The sequence below is a fragment of the Shimia sediminis genome (assembly GCF_003990645.1).
Taxonomy (GTDB): domain Bacteria; phylum Pseudomonadota; class Alphaproteobacteria; order Rhodobacterales; family Rhodobacteraceae; genus Shimia; species Shimia sediminis.
In genome coordinates this window covers 1-830 of sequence record NZ_RYZK01000057.1, presented here as the reverse complement: position 1 = coordinate 830, position 830 = coordinate 1, and the positions used below count along the sequence as shown (strand labels likewise).

The following is an 830-nucleotide window of genomic DNA, read 5'->3' as shown; positions in this document are numbered from 1 at the left end:
TCATACCGCTTGCATAGCAAAACAACGAGGTATCGGCCCGCCCAAAGCGGCCAGTGAGTCACTCCGCCGCAGAAGGTGCCACGACCTCCAAAGGTCTCACGCGGCGCCAATCCAGACCCGCAAACAGAGCCTCAAACTGCGCCGGTTCCAGACGCATCACCCCGTTCTTGATGGCCGGCCATTTGAAGCTGTTATCTTCAAGCCGCTTGTAGGTCATCACCAGCCCGCTGCCATCCCAATAGATCAACTTGAGCCGGTCTGCCCGCTTGGCGCGGAAGACATAGATCGCCCCATCAAATGGCTTCTGGCGCAGGCGACTCTGCACCAACGCGGCCAGCCCGTCGTGACCTTTACGGAAGTCCACCGGATCGCTCGCCACAAATATCCGGACTTTATGGGAGGGCAAGATCACGTGGCCAGAGCTCGCGCAATCTCGGCGATCCGAGCCGCTGAGGTCGCAGCATCAAGGCGGACAGTGACATCACCTTTGATCACATCAATCGGGCCGCAGGATTTGGTAGGCAAAGGCTCGACAACCGTCGCAGCAGGCTGAACTTCAACCGGCACAAAGTCCATGCCGTCCAAATTTGGTAAAACCAACTTGCCCTGTCGCGCCATCCGGCGCCAGTCAGACACTGTGCTGGGGATCAGATCATACCGTTCGGCAACTGCGTTGACTGTCTCGCCTTCGATCAACGTCTCCGCCACGATCCGCGCTTTCAACTCCGACGGCCAATTCCGCTTGCCATCGGAACGACGCGGCGCATTTGCCAGAAACTCGCTTGTAGCTCCCATACAGAAACTCCCCTCAAACCAAAGAAGCCCCTGAA

General features: G+C 58.2%; 2 protein-coding genes. Both read right to left on the bottom strand.

Going from position 1 to position 830, the window contains the following annotated elements:
- Positions 1-58: 58 nt before the first annotated feature.
- Positions 59-379: an IS66 family insertion sequence element accessory protein TnpB gene (gene tnpB, locus EK369_RS21365; RefSeq protein WP_206198154.1), complete on the bottom strand. Its 321-nt coding sequence runs from the start codon at positions 377-379 to the stop codon at positions 59-61.
- A gap of 29 nt (positions 380-408) precedes the next feature.
- Positions 409-830, bottom strand: a 422-nt coding sequence (locus EK369_RS21360; protein WP_235871511.1) for a transposase, incomplete at its 5' end; no start/stop codon positions are given.